The organism is Rhizobium sp. BK176 (assembly GCF_024808055.1).
In genome coordinates this window covers 78,719-99,798 of record NZ_JANUBV010000017.1, presented here as the reverse complement: position 1 = coordinate 99,798, position 21,080 = coordinate 78,719, and the positions used below count along the sequence as shown (strand labels likewise).

The window sequence follows — 21,080 nt, the reverse complement described above, 5'->3', positions numbered from 1 at the left end:
TATGCGGATTAAATCATCGGGAGGTTTTGGCGAATGTCAACTACCCTGCAGAAAAATGACAGTTTTTCCTTGACATCGGGGGGCGGCGACGCGTTATTTAATTCGCATACCGTTGAAATTATGAGTCCCGTGCGCTTTACGGGACATGGAAGAGCCGGCTCGCCCACATGAAGACCGCAGATCCCGAATTGATGCGCGCGATCAATCGTTTGAATGTGCTGGACACGATCCGCCGTCACGGGGCGATATCGCGTGTCGAGATCAGTGAGCGAACGCAACTGTCGACGACGACGGTGTCGGCGATCACCGGCTCTCTCCTCGATGACGGGCTCATCCTGCCTCGCCACGAGGGCGACATTCGCAATGAAGCGGCACGCGGCCGGCCACGGGTGATGCTCGAGCTCAACCCGGATGCCGCAAGAGTGGTCGGCGCCAAGATTGCCGCGAACCGCCTCGTTTTCGTGGTGGCCGACTTTCGTGGCGACGTGTTGTCGCAACTCACCCTTCCCATTCGGATCGATCGACAGCCGATCGGTGTGATTGCCGATCTTGTGGAAGATGGCGTGCGGCGCTGCGTGGTCGATGCCGGGCTTTCGCTCGAAGATATCGATACGGTCTGCCTTGGCCTTCCCGGCGTGATTGAGCATCGCACCGGTCATATTCGCAGCAGCCAGATATTCCGCGACACGAATGTTGATTTTGCCGGCGAGATGACAGCCCGCCTAAACACGCCAACAATCGTGGAGAGCGATGCACACGCCATCACGCTTGCCCATCACTGGTTTGGAAAGGCGCGCGATCTAGAGGATATGGTCCTTATTTCTCTGGAACAGACGCTCGGTCTCGGGGTGCTCCACGACAATCAGTTGTTCCGGGGCGCCGGCGGGCTTAGCCACAACCTCGGCGATCTGGTCCTTGGGATGGGACCGCGCGGCGTCGTGAGACTATCCAGCCAGGCTGGAGAGAGCGAAATTCTGGGTGACCAACCTGCCAGTGGCCGCTTTGCCGAGGCGATCCGGCTTGGGCGCGGAATGACGCATGCTCAAGCCCTTATCAAGGCCGAAGATAACACCTTGATCAGTGCCGCCATCCGCGCTGGAGAAGCCGTTGGCGTGGCGATCGCCAACATCGTCACTTTGTTTGCGCCCCCCCGCGTCATTCTTGTCGGTTCGAGCCTGGCGCTCGGCGAGCCGTTTCTCGACAGCTTGCAAAACGCCTATTCACTCGCGGTTCCCCCCTCGTTGAAGGGAGTTGCTGAACTTGTCTTTGACGATTCGACCGACGACTTCTGGGCGCAGGGGGCAGCTGCGGTAGCGCTGTATGAACTCTACGAGTCGCCGTGGAACACTACCGGTCCGGCGCTCTGATCAACAAATCACGACATTCAACGGGAGGAAATAATGGAACCAGTCGGTATCGGCATTATTGGGTGCGGGAACATCTCAGGCGCCTACCTCAAAGCGATGGCGTCCTTCCCCATCTTGGATGTTCGTGGTGTGGCAGACCTGAACCATGATCTGGCTGTGGCAAGGGCCAACGAATTCAACGTGCCGGCACGACGCATCGATGAGCTGCTTGCCGACCCCAAGGTCGAGATCATCGTCAATCTGACGATACCGAAGGCGCATGTTGCGGTTGGCCTGCAGGCGCTTGAGGCCGGCAAGCACGCCTATTCGGAAAAGCCGCTCGGCATCAATTTTGCGGAAGGCAAGCGGCTTGCTGACGCGGCAAAAGCCAGGGGTCTGCGCATTGGCGCCGCACCCGACACGTTCCTCGGCGGCGGCCATCAGACCGCGCGCACGCTGATCGATCAGGGCGTGATTGGCCAGGCCGTCGGGGGAACTGCGACCTTCATGTGCCCCGGCCACGAGCGCTGGCATCCCAACCCTGCCTTCTACTATGAAGTGGGCGGGGGACCGATGCTTGATATGGGACCCTATTACATCACCGATCTTGTCAATCTTTTTGGACCGGTTGCGCAGGTGGCGGGCTTCGCCGTCACGCCGCGCAAAGAACGGGTCATTACCAGTGAGCCGCGAAATGGTGAGCATATTCCCGTGCACGTCCCTACCCATGTCGCGGGCCTCATGGCCTTCGTGAACGGTGCTGTTGTCCAGATCGGCATGAGTTTCGACGTCGCCGGTCATAGGCACGTTCCGCTGGAGCTTTACGGAACCGAGGGAACCCTGATCGTCCCCGACCCGAACCACTTCGGTGGCGACGTGGAGGTGCTGAGGAAGGGTGGGACCTTCGAGCTGCAGCAACCAACAGCGCCTTATGGCGACGGAAACTATCGCTCGATCGGCGTTGCCGACATGGCGCACGCGATCCGCTCGAACCGTACGCATCGCGCAAATGGCGACCTCGCCCTGCATGTCCTTGAGGTCATGGAAGCGTTCCACACTGCTTCCGCGAGCGGCCGTACGGTCAACATAAGCACTCAAACAGAACGGCCCGCGCCGCTGGCACAGTCGCTCGTCGACGGCCGCTTGGCGAAGTAATTATCAGGAGGAAAATATGCGTGAAGCACTGATCGTCTGGGGCGGATGGAGTGGCCATGAGCCCCAGGAATGCGCGGCAATCATCAAGGACATGCTGGAGGAGGACGGCTTCAAGGTCTACGTCGAGCATACGACCGAAGCCTTTGCAGACCCATCGGTCCACGACCTCAGCCTCGTGGTGCCCATCGTGACGATGTCGAAGATCGAGAAGGAAGAGATCAAAAACCTGGCGGCGGCGATTGAAGGTGGGGTTGGCATTGCCGGATACCATGGTGGCGCCGGTGACAGCTTTCGGGACTGCGTTGAATACCAGTTCATCATCGGCGGCCAGTGGGTCGCCCACCCTGGAAATATCATCGACTACACGGTCAACGTTACCCGCCCTGACGATCCGGTCATGGAAGGCATCGGCGACTTCCCCTACACGTCCGAGCAATATTACATGCATGTCGACCCGTCGAACGAGGTGCTGGCGACAACGCGTTTCACCGGCGACTATGCCTATTGGATCGACGGCGTTGTAATGCCGGTTGCATGGAAGCGGAGATATGGAAAGGGGCGGGTTTTCTATTCCTCCCTCGGTCATCAGGCCAAGGAGTTCTTGGTGCCCGAGATGAAGACGATCTTCCGACGCGGCGCGAACTGGGCAGCACGCTGAGGCAACATGATATGCCGGTGCGGTCCATCGCCGCTCCGGTATTTAATAAGGATACCGTACGAATTCCTCGACGGTGTCAGATGAAGCGTTCAGCGGTCGGCGACGGAGTTGAGCGGCTGCGGGTAAGCAGGGACAGCGAGCGGACGAGGCGGAGATCGGCGATTGGCCGAGTGGGGGAATTTTCTGGGAGCACGGCAAGGTGTGCGCAGAGCATACCTGGTGGCGTTTGTCGGAGCTGCGGCATGATGCGTTTCGCCGTATCAAGCAGGCGTTCAATCGGGACAACGGATTCAATCCCGGGAAGCTCGTCGCATTGAGACAACGCCGTTTCGCGCCGTGAATGCCGCGGATAATGATCCGCTCAGCCTTCGTTCAAATGCAACGGCAATGCTCAATGTCTGAGCTATCAACGCAGCAATGTCATGTGCCCATCGTTCAAGGTGACGCGAGACCTTCATCACTCCCCGAAGGGCCGCGCTGACGCACTGGGACACTGGCACCGGGCCTATCGGCAACATTACGCAGACGAACAGTTGGAGAGCGATATGCTCTCGGCACTCGACGGATGTCTTGGCTGCAAGGGCTGTGCCACTGGATGTCCAGTCCAGACCGATATACCCCGGATGAAATCCCACTTCCTCGGCACGCTTTATCAGAAACGTCGGCGCCCTCTCGCTGACGGGGTGTCGCGACTGGAAGAGTATTCATGGATCATCGAGCGGTACCGCAAGGTATTTGCAATTGCGCCTCGGATCACGAACGCGATGACGGAAAGAATGACTGGCTTGCGCGTAAACTCTTCCTTCATTGCAGCGAAAATAGGCGTCCCGGCGCGAACGCATGGAAGAAGGTCTTCGCCGCACTCGATGCGCCTGTCGAACTCGCCGCAACGGGATGTTGCGGCATGGCTGGATTGTTTGGCCACCAGAAGCGGCATCAGCACCTGAGCACGCGGGTTTTCGATTTGTCCTGGGCGGGGCAGCACGAAGGACAGAAGGACGCCATGGTTTCCGGCTTCTCATGCCGTTGTCAAACGGAGCGGTTCGCATCTGTTCGCAGCGAGCAGCCGATGCGATGGATTGCCGACGCTATCGATGCCGGTTCGAGGTAGACGTGAGATGCGCCAGGTCGGTTGGCCGTTTGACTGCGCGTTCGTTGTTTTCGGAAGCGCTTGCCTCGAACGGACTCATGGCACTTGATCCTGTTGCTTGGAGCAAGGATTGCTCAAAACGTCCGGCAGCAACTGACAGAACTGCGGGCTGCGCGCATCTCCAGTGGCCGCCACGACAGGCGCGGATGCTTCTCCTGGCGGCTGCGGTTAGTCTTTCTGGCAGAGATGGGTGAACGACGTTTTGCGACATACGCCATAAGGATCGCAAGACGATGGCGTGCGTGGATGCTAGCCTGTTGGCGTAGGGCGGACCATTGGGGGACCGGAATGTATGATCATTGCATCATTGGGGGCGGCATCGTCGGTCTGGCCGTTGCGATGGCGTTGCAGGAAAGAGTTCCTGGTGCCAAAGTTATTGTCCTCGAGAAAGAGGAAGAGCTCGCGAGGCATCAGACGGGCCACAATAGCGGTGTCATCCATGCTGGGATTTACTACGCTCCCGGTACCCTGAAGGCAAAGCTCTGTCGTGAAGGGGCGGAAGCAACAAAGCAGTTCTGTCGCGAGAACCGCATCCCCTTCGAAACCTGCGGGAAATTGCTTGTCGCTACGAGCAAAGCAGAGATGCGCCGGATGGAGGCGCTCGAGGACAGGGCGCAGTGCAATGGAATTGACTTTACCAGGCTGACAATTGGCCAGTTGAGAGCCGATGAACCGAATATTGCGGGCATGGGCGCCCTTCTCGTTCATTCCACGGGGATTGTCGACTACGCGCTTGTGTGCCGCGCCATGGCCAAGAGAATCGTGGATCGGGGCGGCGAAATCATCCGTGGGAAAGAGGTCCTGGCCATCCTTGAGCATGAGAAAGGCGTACGGGTCCAAACATCGGCGGTGGTCGTCGAAGCCCGGAGACTGGTTGCGTGCGCCGGCCTTCAGTCAGACCGGATCGCGTTGATGGCCGGGATGAAGATCGATCATCGGATTGTGCCTTTCCGAGGAGAATATTATTCGTTGCCTGCATCCAAGGCGAAGGTGACGCAGCGCCTGATCTATCCGATCCCGGATCCTGACTTGCCCTTTCTCGGAATACATCTGACGCGAACGATTGATGGTGGAATGACCGTGGGACCCAACGCAGTGCTTGGATTCTCACGCGAAGGCTACGCTAAAGGCAGCTTCTCACCTCGAGACGTTTACAGCATGGCCACGTTCTCCGGTTTCTGGAAAATGGCGAGGAAGAACTGGCGTTCGGCGGTGTTGGAATTTGCCAATTCCGCCTCGCGTACACGCTATCTGACTGAGTGTCAGAAATACTGCCCGTCGCTGACGATCAGCGATCTTCAAAACCCACAGGCCGGCATTCGCGCACAGGCGGTCATGGCCGATGGCACTCTCGTGCACGACTTTCTGTTCAAACAGACAGACAGGATGCTGCATGTCTGCAATGCCCCATCCCCTGCGGCGACATCGGCCATTCCCATCGGTCGAATGATCGTTGATCGTTTGCTTGATCGTGATGACGGGACTTCAGACGCCATCCCTGCGCAGGCCGAAGCGTGACTGCTGCGCCGCCCCCTTCACGAAACAGCAAGGCCGCCATCGACGGGCAGAGATATGCCCGTAACCATTGATGCTTCGTCGCTCAGCAGGAAGAGGATCGCTTCGGCGACTTCATTCGGGGAAAGGAACCGTTCTAGTGGAATACGCGCTTTGACCGGGTCCGCCTTAAGAGGGTCACTCCATGCCAGCTCCCCCATCGGGGTCAAAGTTACGGTCGGATTGACACTGTTGACGCGAATGCCGGCGCTGCCGAGTTCCACAGCCATAACACGGGTAATGGCATCAAGGGCCGCCTTCGACGAGCAATAGGCCGTATGGTTTGCCAAGCCTCGACGAGCCGCATCGCTCGAAACGTTCACGATTGCACCCTTAAGTCCGCGAGAAAGCCAATCGCGTACTATGACCTGCGCCAGGACCATTGGAGCGACCGTGTTGACGTTCAGGACATGGGTGAAGTCCTCAACAGTGCTGGAAATGAAGGACTGAAGGATCGTGGTGCCGGCGCAATTGACCAGCATATCGACGGGAAGGGCCGATGCGACCTCCTCACCGATCCGATCGAGATTGGCGAGATCCATACAGATCGGTTCGCATTTCATTTCCTGCTGGAGTGACTGCAGATCGTCCGGGTTGCGCGTCAGTGCGACGACCGAGGCGCCTCGCTGCGCTAACATGACGGCTGTAGCCCGCCCAATTCCCTTGCCTGCGCCTGTGACAAGAACCCGCTTTCCAGTCCAGTCCATTATCGCCCTCGAGACCCTGATGATATTGCCGGTGACAAGACTTAGCTCGAAACGTTCCTAAAATCGATCTGGAGCACACGCATGTTCACGGTCGATCCCATTCACTATCACCAGTTTGCGTGGAGTTGGCCGGGGCGCACGAAGCCTGGCAAGAACCTTGGCTCTCGGGAAGCGCATTTGTAAAAAGAAGCTTTCGCATCGCCAGACCTTGCCAGTGCAAATCACTCGCAAACACGCACGCTTTCGATATGCCAATCGCCGTCGTACTGGTTCTGCACCCGTCGATCTTCGTGCCAACAGCGAGGCGGCGGCGGATCGACGTAGCGCTGTTCCTGGCTACTGGCGATGGACCCACCGACAAGCCCACCGATCACTCCAGCGGCAATGCCCCCCGCTATGGCCGCTCCGGTATTGTGGTGGTGATGATGGGACCGGGCGAGCGAAGGATCGGTTGCCGCAAGGAAACTGCTGACCGTGATGGCGGCTGCAACTACAGGAAAAATGGACTTTCTCATGTGGTTCATCCCAACTATTGCTATCCATGCGTCGTATTCAACCGGTTGGCTGCCACGACCTGTCCGGGAGGAACGCGCGTAAGCCCCCAATTTGTTCCAAGCCAATTGCGCCAGGGAAGCGCGCGTACCACTCAAGCCATTGCTTGCCGCGCGAAAGCTACCTCTTTCGGAACACGTTTCCTTCCCGTCAGTTTCCTTTGTTGATTGATGGAACGGAGGACAAGATGGCAGAAGACATCAAGGCAGGCTTTACCGGATCTCCAAGTGATCCTCCCGAAGGGCTTCGCAGGGCGGCGAAGACGGCCACCCAAGCTGTAAGGCGGGAAACGACAGCGCTCGCAACCGGTGCGGCTGCACATCCTCAAACAGCGACGAGCCTGCTTTTGGGGATTGGCGCCATCGCCTTCACGCTAGGGTTTTTCGCAGGCCGTGCGTCAGCTCGAGATGACTACACCTATTGGCGCTGAGCAGCTTTGCCCCAATTGCTGTTGGGGTGGCGCCAACGGTCTCGTAATGTCCCTATCGCGCCGGCAGCCATTTGGTCCGGACGCCAGTGTTGCTGCCTGCTTCTCCTGGTTCTCAGCTCCATAGGCGCCGATCCACCGGCTTCAATGTCGGTTCGTCTTCGCTGTGCATGGACGTGGCGAGAGCCCTAGCGCACCTCTGCTCCTGCGACTGCTCTTGCCTGACTGGAGGGTTTGCCAGTGGAATTTCGGACCACCAGCGGACCGTCGACCTTGATGGTCATCGGGCGAAGCTTCTTGCCGTGGACGGCCATGTCGATCAGCGCCTCTGCAGCTTTTTGGCCCATCTCGTAGTTAGGAAGAACAAGCGTCGACAATGGAGGATGCGTGTAACGAGCGAGCTCCTGATCGTCATAACCCATGACCGACAGATCCTCCGGAACACGCAGGCCCCTTTCCGCTGCAGCCTCCATCACGCCGATTGCCATCAGATCGTTGCCACAGAGGATCGCGGTCGGAGCGCTGGGTAGCGAAAGAAGTTCAAGGCCGGCCTCGTAGCCTCTGAGGGGCAGCCAGTCGCCATTGCGGACCAGAGCCTCGTCGAAGGCTACGTCGACGGTCGCAAGCGCCTGCTTGTAGCCTTTGAGCCGGTCGATTGCCGCATCCATCCAGGGCTCGCCATTGATGAAGCCGATCCGTCGATGTCCCAGCGCGGTCAGGTGCGCAGTGGCGGAAAAGCCGCCGGCGACCTCGCCCGGAACGATTGCCATTTGCTGACGCGGCTCCGCATAGCAGTTTAAAAGGACGGTCGGTGTGTTCCTGAGGCCTTCCGGCACGTGAACCTTTCGCGTGAAAATCGTCGCGTAGATCACGCCGATGATGCTTGGGTCGCGCAGAACCGACCGGAGCACAGCCTCCTCGAGTTCGGGATTGGAACGGGTTGCGTGCGCGGAAACGAGGAAGCCTTGCTCAAAGGCGTAGTCGCGTGCGCCATCGAGGCTGACGACGGGATGCGGGCTGGTTGAGATTTCGTCGACGATGAAAGCGATTGTGTCCTTCTCGATCGTCTCGGCGGGAGCCTCATTTCGGACACCAGGTAATTTATAACCAATTTTATGAGCAGCATCTCTCACCTTCGCCTGTGTTTCGGGAGAGATGCGCGATCCCGACATCTCGTTTAGAACCAGTGACACGCTCGATTGCGACACGCCTGCAATTTTGGCGATATCAGTCATGGTTGGCCGGGTTTTACCACCGCGCCGACCAACGTCGCCGCCATTCTGATTGCCCATACTTTTCCTCCCGCGATTTGCTGCGTCGCAAATCAGCATTTCGCAAGTGCTCATAAAATGGCGCTTGACTGCTAATAATATTAGCGACAGTATCCGCCCATGTGAAGCGTCTATTGCTCACGGCCGGTCGGAGGAATACCGGAATATTTTGGGAGGAGAAACTGAGATGGCTACATTCTCACGTCGTACATTCATGCTTACTGCCACGGCCCTCGGAGCGATTGCCGTTGCCGGCGCCACCGCAATGGCGGATGTTCCGAAACTAAAGCAGAAAGAGAAATACAAGGTTGGCTTTGCGCAGACCGAGTCCAACAATCCATGGCGAATTGCGCAGACAAACAGTATGAAGGAAACGGCCGAGAAGCTCGGCTATCAGCTGGTCTATACAGATGCTGCCGGCTCCGCTGCCAAGCAGGTCGCGGACGTCAACTCCATGATTGCTCAGGGTGTCGATCTGATCTTCCTCGCGCCACGCGAAGAGAAGCCACTCATCCCCGCAGTCATGGCTGCGAAAAAAGCCGGTATTCCGGTCATATTGCTGGACCGCAGTGTCGATCCTAAGCTTGCCAAGGCCGGCGAAGACTATCTGACCTTCATTGGTTCCGACTTCATCAAGGAAGGCCAGCGCGTTGCCGAGTGGCTCATCAAGAATGCAAATGGCAAGACGAAGATTATCGAACTCGAAGGAACAACCGGCGCGTCTCCTGCAAACGACCGAAAGAAGGGCTTCGATGAGGCGATCAAGGCTGCCGGTGGTTTCGAGATCGTCGCATCGCAATCAGGAGACTTTGCTCGCGACAAGGGCCGCCAGGTTGCGGAGGCACTCCTTCAGGCCCATCCGGATGCAGACATCGTTTACGCCCACAATGACGAAATGGCGATCGGCGCAATCTCGGCGATCGAGGCAGCCGGCAAGGTTCCCGGCAAGGACATTCTCGTTCTCTCGATCGACGGTGGCAAGGAAGCCGTAGGCCTCGTGGTCGACGGAAAGATCGGTGCCGTGGTCGAGTGCAACCCGCGCTTTGGCCCCAAGGCATTCGAAACGATGGCTCGATATGCCAAGGGCGAAAAGATTGAGCCGAAGCTCATCAATGATGATAAGTTCTACGACAGCTCGAACGCCAAGGCGGAGCTTGCCGGCGCCTATTGATCTCCCAGTCTGATCGCTTCCGGCCGGTTCGGCTTTTGCCGCACCGGCCGGTTTTTCTGTCAAAGCATGTGCGTCAGGATGTCGTGGAGCGTATGGCGATGCTTCTATCCATGCAGGGAATATCAAAGTCGTTTTCCGGTGTAGCGGCCTTGCGCTCGGCTTCACTCGAGATTGCCGAAGGGGAAATAATGGCGCTGGTTGGCCAGAACGGCGCCGGCAAGTCGACGCTGATAAAAATCTTGACAGGTGCCTATCATCGTGACGATGGCTCGATCCGGTTGAATGGCCAGGACATAGTGTTTTCGTCTCCCGCCGAAAGCCAGGCGGCAGGCATCGCCACGATCTACCAGGAGATCAATCTTGCACCGCAGCGTTCGGTGGCTGAGAACATCTACCTCTCGCGCGAGCCGCGTCGATTTGGATTTCTGGATCGCCACGCCATGCGCGAGGGCGCCCGGCGGGTTCTGAAAACCTTCAAGCTTGATATCGATGTCGATCGGCCTGTTGCGAGCTTCAGCGCCGCAACGCGCCAGATGGTATCAATCGCACGGGCGGTTACGCAAAATGCCAGGCTCCTGATCATGGACGAGCCGACGTCCTCCCTCGACGAGAGAGAGGTCGCTGTTCTTTTCGATACGATCCGCACACTTCAGGGTAACGGCGTCGCAGTCTGCTTCATCGGCCATCGACTGGATGAGCTCTACGCGATTTGTGATCGCGTGACGATCATGCGGGACGGACAGACCGTCGCCGTCAGCACCATGAAAGCGATGCCGAAGGTGGAACTGGTCCGGCACATGCTTGGACGCGAGCTTGCAGCCTTCGCGGCGATCAGTCGCGATGGCCCCGAAGGACCGGAGAAGCCCGTCCGGCTTGACCTATCGGCCGTCGGCTCGGGTGTGAGGGTACGCGACGTGAGCCTTTCGGTGCGCAAAGGAGAGATTTCCGGGCTGGCAGGGCTTTTGGGTTCCGGTCGCACCGAGACGGCGCGGATTATTTTCGGTGTCGACCGGCTGGAACGTGGTTCAATCCGCTTTGAGGGTTCCGAACGACACTATGACGAACCTGCTGACGCGATTGCCGATGGAATCGGACTGGTCTCCGAGGATCGCAAGGTGGATGGCATTGTTCCCGATATGAGCATCCGTGAGAACATGACGCTCGCATTGCTTCCAAAGTTGAAGAAGTCAGGGATCGTTGATCGTGCGAGGCAGGACGCTATCGTCGAACGTTTCATCAAATCGTTGGGCGTGAAGTGCGCGTCTCCTGACCAGCCGATCAAGGAGCTTTCCGGTGGGAATCAACAGAAGGTCCTCCTGGCGCGATGGCTCTGCACCGATTCTAAAGTGCTGATCGTCGACGAACCGACGCGCGGCATCGATATCGGCGCCAAGTCCGAGATACTGAAGCTGCTTAGGGGCCTCGCGGATGAAGGGTTGAGTGTCCTGATGATTTCCTCGGAACTCGAGGAACTGCTTGCAGCGGCAGACCGCGTCACTGTCCTTAGCGACGGAATGTCAGTCGCAGAGCTCCCGCGTCAAGAGCTTTCAGAGGCCAGCCTTTTGACGGCTATGGCCCACCAGGTGAATTGACATGACGATTTCAGATACGACCGTCAAAACCCAGTCGCAGTCACGTGGCTCACTCCTCGTGATGCTTAGCCGCTATGGGACATTCGTTGCCTTCCTCGCCCTCATACTATTCAACATCGTTGTTACCCCGAATTTCCTGTCCTGGCAGACCCTGAACGTGAATCTGACGCAGGTAGCGACCATTGTGATCGTTGCGACAGGCATGACGCTTGTCATTGCCACAGGAGGGATCGATCTTTCGGTTGGGTCACTGATGGCGATATCGGGAGCCGTGGCTCCCATGATCTTCATGGGTACGTTGTTTAGGATCGAAAGCTCGGAATTGGCTGTCGCGCTTGCCTTCATCATCCCCCTCCTGATCGCGATGGCGCTTGGGTGGTTTAATGGCTTTCTGGTCACGCGGTTCGCGATCCAGCCAATCGTGGCGACTCTTGTGCTCTTCATTGCTGGCCGCGGTATTGCGCAGGTCATCACCAACGGAAATCTGCAGGTCTTCAAGAACGAAGCTTTTCAGTTCATTGCGATGGGCCGTGTCGCCGGAATCCCGACCCAGGTCGCCCTGATGCTTGTCGTTGCTGCGCTTGCCTTCTGCCTGATCCGTTTCACGGTCATTGGTCGCCAGATCATCGCCGTTGGAGGCAACGAGAAGGCGGCGCGCCTGACCGGTATTCCCGTCCGCCACGTCAAGACTGTCGTATACATCATAAGCGGAGGCCTGGCTGGTCTCGCCGGGTTGATCGTCGTGGCTCGCAATTCAGCGAGCGACGCGAACCTTGTTGGCATGGGTATGGAGCTCGATGCCATCGCCGCGGTGGCAGTCGGTGGCTCGCTGTTGACGGGCGGAAGAGCCAATATCATTGGCACACTGCTTGGCGCCCTCGTGATTCAGCTGGTGCGCTACACGCTGCTCGCCAATGGTGTTCCTGACGCGGCCGCCCTGATCGTCAAGGCGGCGCTGATCATTATTGCCGTGTTCATTCAGCAGCGCGCCGACAAGTCCTGAGGAGATGAATTGATGCTATCTGCGATTTTCAGACCATTGGTGCCGAAGTCATCCGGAGACCTTGCGCGGTTTGGGGTTGTCGTTGCGCTTTTTACCCTTATTGTTTTCGGGGCGCTGCGTTATGAAAACTTCCTTTCACCGTTCAACATACTGACATTCCTCAGATACAATTCGATGTTCGCGCTGATCGCCCTTGGGATGGCATTTGTGATCATGACCGGCGGCATCGATCTGTCTGTTGGGGGAGTGGCAGCGCTGGCAAGTGTCGTTTCGGCGCTCCTGTCTCCTTATCATTGGATAGCTGGACTTGCCGGCGGCGTCGCCGCTGGTCTTGCCGTCGGACTGCTGAACGGGCTTGTCATCACCCGCATGCGGATTCAACCCTTCATCGCGACGCTTGCGGCGATGCTGGCCGCCTATGGAACGGCGCTGCTTCTTGCCGACAACCAGTCAGTATCGGTTTCCTATGATACTGGCTTCACCACGATCGGACAGGACGACTTGCTTGGCTTTCCGATCCCCGCCTGGATTGCCGTCGCCGCCTATGTTGTCGGCTGGTTGTTTCTCGAGCGTCGGCCATCCGGACGGCATGTTCTGGCGATCGGCGACGGAGAAGTGACCGCAGCACTCATGGGGCTGAAGGTGGAGCGGACGCTTCTGGCTGTCTACGCCAGCTCAGGCTTGCTTGCCGGTCTTGCCGGTGTGATCCTCGCGGCACAATTTGGCGCGGGGCAGCCAACAGAAGGTGTGGGCTGGGAACTGTTTGCAATCGCCTCGGTCGTTGTCGGCGGCACCCTCCTGACTGGCGGGGCGGGTTCCGTGGGTGCAACACTGGCAGGTGCGCTGTTGCTTGGCATGGTATTCAACGTGCTCAATTTCGAAAATGGGCTGGGCTGGATCTCCTTGTCTGCCTACTGGCAATCGGTGATCCGTGGGCTGTTTCTGCTCGTGGTCGTGGTGCTGCAGGCAAGGCTGACGGGGCGCGGCGAAAAGGCACTCGTCAGCGAAACCTGACCTGGAACAGATGGAGAGTGGCGTATGTCGTTCTTTTCCCTGGAGATCGAAACCTTCTACGAGCGGCCGAGCATGTCGAACGATACAAATTCGAGCTTGATGCCGATGTCTTCGGAAATGACAGTGCCGATTGCGCCCAAAATCGTTCGTTATCCAGCCTGAGGGCCGAACGATTCCGCAGATGTAGCGCCGATGTTTCCTCGGTCACTGCGTGCCTCGGCGTTCGAAATGTTCAGCTCCGTCAGAAGCGCTCTCCGTTGAGGGACCGACGTCGTTCATCAGGCCGAATTTCTGCCCTGAGAATGGGCGACGAACGACGTCACGAGATATCAACCGGCTTGGACCGCAGCCGGTTGACCGTTGCCAGGTCGGCACGTCTGCAAAGCTGGGGCGGCAGGCCGCGCATGATCAACTCGGCATCGGCGACCGCCATCGAGCCCAGCGCATAGAGTGCGTCACGCGTTCCACCGGTCCTGTGGGCGGAGAGCAGGATTCCGGGTGTCTTTCGCACTGGATCGTCCAATGCCACCGGCTCTTGCGGGAAGACATCGGTGGCGACCCGGATATGGCCGGATCCAGCCGCCGCAATCATTGCCGGGAAATCGACAACCGCTGCCCGGCTCATGAGGAGGAAGGCTGCTCCCTTCTTCATCATGGCGAATTCAGGCTCGCCGAGAAAGGACTGGTTTTCGCTGGTAACGCTTGCAAATACGAAAACCAGTTGGCTTGCGGAGAGCAGGTCTTCGAGACTGCTCGGCATGCAATCCGCGGTCGTAATAACCTCTGCGGGAAGCCATGGGTCAAAGACGCGAACAGGGTTCTTGAACGGGCGGATCAGTTCTCTGAACTGGCGTCCGAGATCGCCGAAGCCGATGATGCCGACGGGGGCCCCTGCAAAGCGGAAGGTGCCTTCGTTGCCGGCAAGGCCATACTGTTCGCGTCCAGCACGGAAGTCCCTGTCCGCCTCGGTAAACCCACGGGCGAGGTCAAGCCCCAACCCCAATGCTGCCTCGGCAACCGGCGAAGCGAAGGCAGCTGCAGGTGTGATAACCCAGATGCCACGCTCGACGCAGGTCTTGTAGTCGATGTTTGGAAGGAAATTGCTCTCGACATTTATAATTGCCTTGAGCCTTTGAGCACGGTTGAGGCGCGCCGTGTGCATATCCGTCTGTCCGAAGATAAGGACGGTCTCGGGAAGCAGATCGTCGATCTGTTCGGCGGACATCGGTTTGTCCTCCGAGATGACAAGTTCGCCGAGCTGTTCCAGGCGGTGTCGCACGCCTGGATCCATGATCAGGTCGAGTGTTCGCGGCAATGGGTCTACCAAGATCACGTCGCGGGGCATGATGTTCTCCTCTTCCTCCAAGGTAGTTACCACGCATCGAGTTGACAAACACCCAAGATCGCCTGGTTCCTTACCGGCGCCAGGCGACATGATACGATGAGCGCCAGGCGATCAGGTATGGCTAGACGCGCGACGAACGCGAACGCAATCAGCTGATGTCATCGACGGTAGACCAGCGGTAGGGAATTACTGACGCTACTTCTGCGGCTGCTTTTTCCGGGTCATGGAGTGTGGCGTTGTTTGACGTTCGGGAACTCCTTTTTGCCACTAATGACCTGCTCCTGGTCCATGACGCTGTTGAGATTGAAAAGCCACGCCAGAGGCTCGGACATGGTCTGTTGAGGAAACCATTTGTAAAACAGGGCTTCCGCCCCGGCGCGATGTGAAAACAGCTCGTAGATCCGATGCTGAACGAAAGCGAAGAGAGCCATGTCCTGCGTGGCGATCAACAAGGCATACGGCTCGTATGTAAAGGACTGGAACGGGTCTCGCACATCCGTGCAGCTTCGCCCTGCCGCTCTCCAGGCGGCCAGCTTTCCCAGGATGATTTCACGGTCGCCAAAATATACCTTGTCCCGGTCTGTATTGCTGCAGAACCACTCGATGAGCTGATCGTGATCCTGCATGGGACAAAGGACATAGGCGGGGATGGCCGCACCGATCTCCTTGAGCGATTTCGTCGGCTCAGGGTCCCGGCTTCTGACAGCTGTCATTTCAGCGCGGCACTCCGTCGGCTGTCCCGTGAAGCAATCCGGGGTCTTGCCTGAGGACCCCAGCCTCAACGCGTCCACTGTGCACGCTTCCTTCGCAACCCGTTCGGCGGTCGAGTTGCCGAGATAGCCGACCTCGACGTCGCGGAACCTTCGAACGGAGCGCCAGAGATAGGACACCCCCGACACGAAGACGATGGGTGAAAAGACGCCTGCACCCGTCCGCTCGGGGTCGTCGAGACGAACCGTGACCGCGTCGCAGAGGACATCCACTTTCCTGTCTCCCAGCTCGGGCAGTGGTTGCCTCATGGCGGAGAACCGGTTCCTTCCATTGATGGGGACCTGGATCAGCTGATAGTCACTGTTGTCAAAGATCTCGTAGCAAAGCTCGGCAAGATAACCGAGATATGGCCTTTTTTCGTTATTACCGTCCGGCGGAGGAAGGTAGGAGAACGGGGGGATATCTGTCCTGAACCCGATGACAATTTCCCGCGTGTGCGCCGATGAGGCGCTTGAAACAAGCAAGATCGCGCAGGCAAGCAGCACTGCGACACCTGTCGCGGCGATTTCCTGCGCCTTGCCGAGGATCTTGGACCTGCGCAGACGGCGCGGCGCCAATCCAAGGACAGAGAAGAAGACTGTAAGTGGCATCACGATGAGGTCAAGTGTGCTGTAATAGGCAAAGCACGTCTCCAGGTCGTGACCCGACAAAGACACGACCTTCAATATTGAAGCGGGTTGCGCCGGACTCCCCACCATGCACGGTTGCGAAACAGTGATACTGGCGAACACGATCAGATAGACGAGGGTCACGAGCGCGCCACACGAGGCAAGGCCAAGAATGACGGAGAAGCGCGGCGGTCTGTCCGGTGCCCTTACCGAGTTGATGAAGCAGAAGGCAATGATGGCAACCGGCGTAAGCAAAAGATAGTAGAGAAGTGCACCCGTCCAGCTCCCTGATCCGAAGAGGCTTTGCCACATCTGGGAAACGTTGCTGGCCGGCAGCGCCGAATAGAGCATTGCAACGAGAGTCATTCCGCTGGCCGCCACAGCGAAAGCGCCAATTGCACCGGAGATCGTCGCCCACGCGACGCTCTTGTTGAGCGGAGATTCCGATAGGCCGGTGCCGTAAACAACGCTGACAAAAGATGCGACGACAGTCGACGGCAGCCACACCAGCAGGAAGACCTTTGCTGTTTCGAGCGCCGCACTCATGGCCACCGCCTGATCAGTGAGCGGAACCGAGGAAATGAGCGGGTGCCATTGCGCCCGTATTACGAGGAAGTATCCGACGAAGACGATCACGAACCCGTAGAGCGGCAATCCGGTCGCCGCCATCTCGCGTTTGTCGACCACTTTCTCGATGATGCTGTCTCTTAGGCGGCCGGGCTTCATCTTGTCGAAGCGAGAGCCATACTCGCAGTAAATGGCCATGATCAAGGAGAACCGATCCCGAAGATCTTCGAGCAGGCGGGTGTTGTTCAATAACCGCTTTTCGAGATCCTTGATCCGGTCCTCGTCTGCCGTTGACCGGTCTGGCGTCCTCGCCGGATCGGTCAGATACTGGAAATCCGTCAGGGCATTCTCGGCCTCGTCGCGGACGTTTCGTTCATACTCGTTCAGCTTTCTTCGGATTTCGGGGTCGGACCATTCCACGTGTTCTTCATATGACCAATGGACGACGTATTTGAGGTTTCGCTCCAACGCAAAAAAGCTGTTGAGTTTCGGACCGAGAACGCGCTGCGCAAGCGCTGACGCCTTACGACGACTGTCATCGGATGGAGCACCATCGATCAGCGTCTTTATGCGGATTGTCTTTTCCTTGAGACGAGTCGGAATGCCTACCACCTCATGGGAGAACCGGCGTAGCCAGTTTTCGGCGGGAACCAGTGGATTGATCAGAGGAGCAAAACCCGAGATACCAAGCGCCAGAAAGAGGGGCCACTTCCAGGAGTCGAATTCGATGGTCCCCATACCAATCTGCAGACCGGAAACATTGAGTGCGTCAAAGAGCTGGACGATCACCCGCCCAAAGAACGCAAGCGTCGCATAAATGAAGATCAGGGATATGCAGTATATCGCGTAGGCCCGCCTCAGCGAGAAACTGTCCTTCAGGTTCCAGATCGTCAAATCCCTGAAGTCGCGAAACGCGCTTGCATTGACGTCGTAGGTGGGTTCTGAAAATCGCTTCCAGGCAAACGCACAAATCAGAGCGCACCCAGCTGCGAAGGCTAGGACGAACTGGCCGGTTACCGCGATGCCAACGAACGGAAAATCCCTACGGCTCCCTGGTACAAGCAAACCAAATTGCCATAATGAATCGGGAACCGTCGATGGCCAGTACGCGGATTTTGAGTACACCCTTGCGACTTCCTCGCAAACGTTGGTTCAGCCTAGCATTGTTGTTGCTGTGGATTGCATGGACCGGCCAGCGCAATGGACGGGTGCAGGCCCATCGAGCCTGTCATGGCCAGAGCCAGCGCAAAGGCAGCCACAATAAACAAAGTCTTCTTTGTCATTTGCGTCCCTCCACATTCGTTTTACGGGAATGTGCGCGATAGTAGTATCTTAGGCCCAATATTGTCTAAATTCAACCATCTATGGTAGGCTAATCGTTGGAATCATTTACTTCAACAGTCGTGCCTTCCGAATGTTAGCGGACGCTGAATATACTGCTTGCCACCTCTACATTGCGGTGTATCATTGCGGGAATGCAACGCGAGCTTGGCTGCATTTCATCATTGCCAATAGCTCGACAGGTTGGCAGTCCAATTCTCTGATAATCTTCGCTTGAGCCGGATCGGCTGTCTCAGGTTGCTTTTCTTGGCTAACCTGTCGTGGTGGTCATGGCGTTGATGCGCCGCATACTTTTGTCCGCTCGCGTTGCCTGGGGGGCGTGATAGTGAGCATCCTTGATCGCGTTTCTACAGAGCCGAGAGTCCTGATAGATGGCGCGCACCTTTGCAATTATGTCCATTTGCCAATCGTTCGGCCCCTCCCCGCCGGACACGCTGCCTGCCAACGTGTCATCTGCTCGCGTAAAATGCCCGCACCGGTTGGGTGGGAGCGACGACATCGGAACGGCAAAGGTGTTTTTACGACTGGGCCGTCCGCCTCAGCGTCGGCATCCGTTCACGGTCGATGCCCGACCGCAACGATAGCCCTTTTCGTTCTTCCGCTCGCAGGAGGCGTCGGAACGTCCGTTGCAAAGGCCTGAACGGAGACCAGCACGTGGCTCGATCCAGAGGCGATGGCGGGGCCAGTCAGGTTCGACGAGTTTTTGATGGATGCATCATGCGGCCGGTTCCCAACCCGACCCGATCTGAGAAGCGAACCTGCTTCGCGAATCCTAAGCCGGATCCGAGCGACCAGGCCCGCGACATTGCCAGAGGAGAAAGTCCATGCCTTCCAACGGAAAAATATCTCTTGAAGAACTCAATCGCCGGCTTGCCGACGCATCTCTTTCGGACGAGGAACTCGCCCGGTATTTTCTGGTTGATGAAGACCGATCTGGTCCCTTCAACCCGGTTCTGACCGTGAACCCGGACACGGTCAGCGTGCCGCAAACGGCAGAAGGCACGGAGCGGAGTGCGGCACTGCTCAACAGTGCCAATTTCATCGCGCGCCTGCGCAGGCATTTCGCGTTCAATGCCCGCGTGGGAAGCGGAAGCTACCGGGGGCCGATCCTTGTCTCGGAAGGAGACAGCTGGTTCCAATATCCCTTCAAGCTGGAAGACGTCATAGACGACCTGATGCAGGACTACGCAGTCTTCAGTCTGGATGCCGCTGGTGACACACTGTCAAACATGTTTCGCGAAGCCGAATATTTGGACGCGATTGCCAATACCGGAGCCTCGATCTTCCTGTTCAGTGGCGGCGGCAATGATGTCGTTGCTGGCGGAAACCTGGCCGCACACCTATTCGACTTCGACCCGGCAAAATCGCCGGCCGCGCATCTGCGTCCTTCCTTCAATCTCATCCTCGATGAAGCGATAGGGATATACTCGAAACTGGTCAGGCAGGTCGCCCAGAAGTTTCCGAACGTTCATATTGTCTGTCATGGATATGACTACGCAAGGCCTGCGAATGGGCCCTGGATCGGCAAGCCCATGGCATCCAGGGGCATCACCGATCCTGAGCTTCAGCGGGCAATCGCTCGGGTGATGATCGATCGCTTCAACGAGAGACTTGGTCTCCTGCAGTCCACGTCAGCAAGGCTCCACTATATCGATTGCCGCAACACGGTGCCGGCAGATGAATGGTTTGACGAGCTCCATCCGACAAACGATGGCTATAGGAAAGTTGCCAAAAAGTTCGCGACCGTCATCGAGCAACTAAAGCCGAGGACCAGAGATGTCGATTACAGGGCTAATAAGGCGCGGGCTGCGAGGGCAACTGAAACCAGCAGTGCCCGTCCTGCAGTGCGACCGTCAAGGGCGGTTCCACAGAGTGCCAGGCCCAGTGACGGTCCTCGCGGCATCGCGCTTCACATCGGTCTGAATGCCATCGATCCTGCTCATTATGCGGGATGGGCCGGCCCATTGAATGCCTGCGAATTCGATGCACAGGACATGCATGAGATTGCCACGGGCCTGGGATACGACGCGACCCTCCTGCTCACGGAAAATGCGACACGCGAAAACGTTACCAAAGTATTCAAGAAGGCGGCGCAGGAGCTGAAGGAGGGTGATATCTTCTTCGTCAGCTATTCGGGCCACGGTGGCCAGGTTCCCGATTTCAATGGCGACGAAGAGGATGGCGTCGACGAAACCTGGTGCCTGTTTGATGGCCAGCTTATTGACGATGAGCTTTATCAGTTCTGGTCAAAATTCAGGCCCGGTGTCCGGGTTCTGGTGGTTTCGGACAGCTGCCACAGCGGTACCGTCATCAGGGCAGTCGTTCCCGACGCCACTACCGATGTCGCTGTTGTCAGCAGTCCGCTGGCACGGGCGATGCCCATCAACATCGCCAGTCGGACGTTCCGGCAGAACCGCGACTTCTACAGCAAGCTCGGAAGTTCGCTCTCCAGCGTGGAAGCGCAAAGTGTCAAGCGCGCCACCGATACACCGATCTCGTGCAGTGTCCGGCTGATGTCCGGATGCCAAGATAATCAGGTGTCGCTCGACGGCCCCGGGAATGGTGCGTTTACCGCGGCTTTGATCAGCGTGTGGGACCATGGCCGCTTCAGCCGCGACTATGCGGCCTTCCATGCTGCGATCTTGAGGAAGCTGCCGGAAACGCAATCTCCCAATCACTGGATGATTGGTCCGAAGAACCCCGTGTTCGATGCCCAGTCGCCTTTTGCGATCTGACGCCTTGACCCCACTCTTCGGCATGAGAGGCCAGGAGGAGAAAGCAGCAGTGTGATCGAATGGGAGCGTCGCCTGTCGTGACGCGGCGGGACAGGAACTGCTCACCACGGAAG

Annotated in this window: 18 protein-coding genes and 1 pseudogene; 13 read left to right on the top strand and 6 right to left on the bottom strand. The window is 57.8% G+C overall.

Translation table 11 applies throughout. The features are described from left to right. Positions 1-167 precede the first annotated feature (167 nt). From FHT76_RS32110 to lhgO, 6 genes and pseudogenes are all read left to right on the top strand, one after another. Positions 168-1,367 (top strand): ROK family transcriptional regulator, encoded by a 1,200-nt coding sequence (locus FHT76_RS32110; protein ID WP_183757072.1) that lies wholly within the window; start codon positions 168-170, stop codon positions 1,365-1,367. A gap of 33 nt (positions 1,368-1,400) precedes the next feature. Then, complete coding sequence (locus tag FHT76_RS32105; protein ID WP_183757073.1) at positions 1,401-2,501, top strand: Gfo/Idh/MocA family protein; 1,101 nt, start codon at positions 1,401-1,403, stop codon at positions 2,499-2,501. A 16-nt stretch (positions 2,502-2,517) separates the two neighbouring features. Further along, positions 2,518-3,159, top strand: coding sequence for a ThuA domain-containing protein (locus tag FHT76_RS32100; RefSeq protein ID WP_183757074.1), 642 nt, complete (start codon positions 2,518-2,520; stop codon positions 3,157-3,159). A gap of 422 nt (positions 3,160-3,581) precedes the next feature. Further along, positions 3,582-3,707 (top strand): annotated as a pseudogene (locus FHT76_RS32095) (hypothetical protein); the annotation flags it as partial. Positions 3,708-3,865: 158 nt separating this feature from the next. Then, positions 3,866-4,270, top strand: a complete 405-nt coding sequence (locus tag FHT76_RS32090; RefSeq protein ID WP_259186228.1) for a hypothetical protein — start codon at positions 3,866-3,868, stop codon at positions 4,268-4,270. Positions 4,271-4,597: 327 nt separating this feature from the next. Beyond that, complete coding sequence (gene lhgO, locus FHT76_RS32085) at positions 4,598-5,827, top strand: L-2-hydroxyglutarate oxidase (protein WP_183757075.1); 1,230 nt, start codon at positions 4,598-4,600, stop codon at positions 5,825-5,827. Positions 5,828-5,844: 17 nt separating this feature from the next. Here lhgO and FHT76_RS32080 read toward each other — a convergent pair whose 3' ends face one another. Next, the gene (locus FHT76_RS32080; protein ID WP_183757076.1) at positions 5,845-6,570 is read right to left on the bottom strand and encodes an SDR family oxidoreductase; all 726 of its coding nucleotides are present in this window, start codon (positions 6,568-6,570) and stop codon (positions 5,845-5,847) included. A 221-nt stretch (positions 6,571-6,791) separates the two neighbouring features. After that, positions 6,792-7,085, bottom strand: coding sequence for a hypothetical protein (locus tag FHT76_RS32075; protein ID WP_183757077.1), 294 nt, complete (start codon positions 7,083-7,085; stop codon positions 6,792-6,794). Between the two features lie 224 nt (positions 7,086-7,309). On the opposite strand from FHT76_RS32075, the gene FHT76_RS32070 reads away from it, so the two are divergent. Continuing rightward, positions 7,310-7,552 carry a hypothetical protein gene (locus FHT76_RS32070; protein ID WP_183757078.1) on the top strand — a complete coding sequence of 81 codons (243 nt, stop codon included), beginning with the start codon at positions 7,310-7,312 and terminating at the stop codon, positions 7,550-7,552. Positions 7,553-7,737: 185 nt separating this feature from the next. Here FHT76_RS32070 and FHT76_RS32065 read toward each other — a convergent pair whose 3' ends face one another. Further along, on the bottom strand, positions 7,738-8,841 hold the full coding sequence (locus FHT76_RS32065) for a LacI family DNA-binding transcriptional regulator (RefSeq protein WP_183757079.1): 1,104 nt from the start codon (positions 8,839-8,841) through the stop codon (positions 7,738-7,740). Between the two features lie 166 nt (positions 8,842-9,007). Here FHT76_RS32065 and FHT76_RS32060 point away from each other — a divergent pair, with 166 nt between their 5' ends. The 5 genes from FHT76_RS32060 to FHT76_RS32040 all read left to right on the top strand — a co-directional run bounded on the left by FHT76_RS32060 (position 9,008) and on the right by FHT76_RS32040 (position 13,762). Further along, positions 9,008-9,991, top strand: coding sequence for an ABC transporter substrate-binding protein (locus FHT76_RS32060; protein WP_183757080.1), 984 nt, complete (start codon positions 9,008-9,010; stop codon positions 9,989-9,991). Positions 9,992-10,089: 98 nt separating this feature from the next. Further along, the gene (locus tag FHT76_RS32055) at positions 10,090-11,583 is read left to right on the top strand and encodes a sugar ABC transporter ATP-binding protein (RefSeq protein WP_183757081.1); all 1,494 of its coding nucleotides are present in this window, start codon (positions 10,090-10,092) and stop codon (positions 11,581-11,583) included. A gap of 61 nt (positions 11,584-11,644) precedes the next feature. Beyond that, complete coding sequence (locus FHT76_RS32050; RefSeq protein WP_246720105.1) at positions 11,645-12,586, top strand: ABC transporter permease; 942 nt, start codon at positions 11,645-11,647, stop codon at positions 12,584-12,586. Positions 12,587-12,598: 12 nt separating this feature from the next. Continuing rightward, the gene (locus FHT76_RS32045) at positions 12,599-13,600 is read left to right on the top strand and encodes an ABC transporter permease (RefSeq protein ID WP_183757083.1); all 1,002 of its coding nucleotides are present in this window, start codon (positions 12,599-12,601) and stop codon (positions 13,598-13,600) included. A gap of 24 nt (positions 13,601-13,624) precedes the next feature. Then, a complete protein-coding gene (locus tag FHT76_RS32040) occupies positions 13,625-13,762 on the top strand; it encodes a hypothetical protein (RefSeq protein ID WP_183757084.1) in 138 nt (45 codons plus the stop codon). 157 nt (positions 13,763-13,919) lie between these two features. Here FHT76_RS32040 and FHT76_RS32035 read toward each other — a convergent pair whose 3' ends face one another. The 3 genes from FHT76_RS32035 to FHT76_RS32025 all read right to left on the bottom strand — a co-directional run bounded on the left by FHT76_RS32035 (position 13,920) and on the right by FHT76_RS32025 (position 18,174). After that, positions 13,920-14,945 carry a hydroxyacid dehydrogenase gene (locus FHT76_RS32035; protein ID WP_183757085.1) on the bottom strand — a complete coding sequence of 342 codons (1,026 nt, stop codon included), beginning with the start codon at positions 14,943-14,945 and terminating at the stop codon, positions 13,920-13,922. A gap of 221 nt (positions 14,946-15,166) precedes the next feature. Further along, positions 15,167-17,956, bottom strand: coding sequence for a hypothetical protein (locus tag FHT76_RS32030; protein ID WP_183757086.1), 2,790 nt, complete (start codon positions 17,954-17,956; stop codon positions 15,167-15,169). Positions 17,957-18,048: 92 nt separating this feature from the next. Further along, positions 18,049-18,174 (bottom strand): hypothetical protein, encoded by a 126-nt coding sequence (locus FHT76_RS32025; protein ID WP_259130200.1) that lies wholly within the window; start codon positions 18,172-18,174, stop codon positions 18,049-18,051. A gap of 882 nt (positions 18,175-19,056) precedes the next feature. On the opposite strand from FHT76_RS32025, the gene FHT76_RS32020 reads away from it, so the two are divergent. After that, entirely contained in the window at positions 19,057-20,967 is a 1,911-nt protein-coding gene (locus tag FHT76_RS32020) for a caspase family protein (protein ID WP_259130202.1), read from the top strand. Positions 20,968-21,080: the final 113 nt, after the last annotated feature.

Excerpts from the sequence above, each read along its gene's own strand:
- FHT76_RS32065 (WP_183757079.1), bottom strand. The coding sequence starts at position 8,841 with ATGGGCAATCAGAATGGCGGCGACGTTGGTCGGCGCGGTGGTAAAACC.
- FHT76_RS32100 (WP_183757074.1), top strand. The coding sequence starts at position 2,518 with ATGCGTGAAGCACTGATCGTCTGGGGCGGATGGAGTGGCCATGAGCCC.
- FHT76_RS32045 (WP_183757083.1), top strand. The coding sequence starts at position 12,599 with ATGCTATCTGCGATTTTCAGACCATTGGTGCCGAAGTCATCCGGAGAC.
- FHT76_RS32060 (WP_183757080.1), top strand. The coding sequence starts at position 9,008 with ATGGCTACATTCTCACGTCGTACATTCATGCTTACTGCCACGGCCCTC.
- FHT76_RS32105 (WP_183757073.1), top strand. The coding sequence starts at position 1,401 with ATGGAACCAGTCGGTATCGGCATTATTGGGTGCGGGAACATCTCAGGC.
- FHT76_RS32110 (WP_183757072.1), top strand. The coding sequence starts at position 168 with ATGAAGACCGCAGATCCCGAATTGATGCGCGCGATCAATCGTTTGAAT.
- FHT76_RS32040 (WP_183757084.1), top strand. The coding sequence starts at position 13,625 with ATGTCGTTCTTTTCCCTGGAGATCGAAACCTTCTACGAGCGGCCGAGC.
- FHT76_RS32090 (WP_259186228.1), top strand. The coding sequence starts at position 3,866 with ATGGATCATCGAGCGGTACCGCAAGGTATTTGCAATTGCGCCTCGGAT.
- lhgO (WP_183757075.1), top strand. The coding sequence starts at position 4,598 with ATGTATGATCATTGCATCATTGGGGGCGGCATCGTCGGTCTGGCCGTT.
- FHT76_RS32075 (WP_183757077.1), bottom strand. The coding sequence starts at position 7,085 with ATGAGAAAGTCCATTTTTCCTGTAGTTGCAGCCGCCATCACGGTCAGC.
- FHT76_RS32080 (WP_183757076.1), bottom strand. The coding sequence starts at position 6,570 with ATGGACTGGACTGGAAAGCGGGTTCTTGTCACAGGCGCAGGCAAGGGA.
- FHT76_RS32050 (WP_246720105.1), top strand. The coding sequence starts at position 11,645 with ATGCTTAGCCGCTATGGGACATTCGTTGCCTTCCTCGCCCTCATACTA.
- FHT76_RS32055 (WP_183757081.1), top strand. The coding sequence starts at position 10,090 with ATGCTTCTATCCATGCAGGGAATATCAAAGTCGTTTTCCGGTGTAGCG.
- FHT76_RS32035 (WP_183757085.1), bottom strand. The coding sequence starts at position 14,945 with ATGCCCCGCGACGTGATCTTGGTAGACCCATTGCCGCGAACACTCGAC.
- FHT76_RS32020 (WP_259130202.1), top strand. The coding sequence starts at position 19,057 with ATGCCTTCCAACGGAAAAATATCTCTTGAAGAACTCAATCGCCGGCTT.
- FHT76_RS32070 (WP_183757078.1), top strand. The coding sequence starts at position 7,310 with ATGGCAGAAGACATCAAGGCAGGCTTTACCGGATCTCCAAGTGATCCT.
- FHT76_RS32025 (WP_259130200.1), bottom strand. The coding sequence starts at position 18,174 with ATGACAAAGAAGACTTTGTTTATTGTGGCTGCCTTTGCGCTGGCTCTG.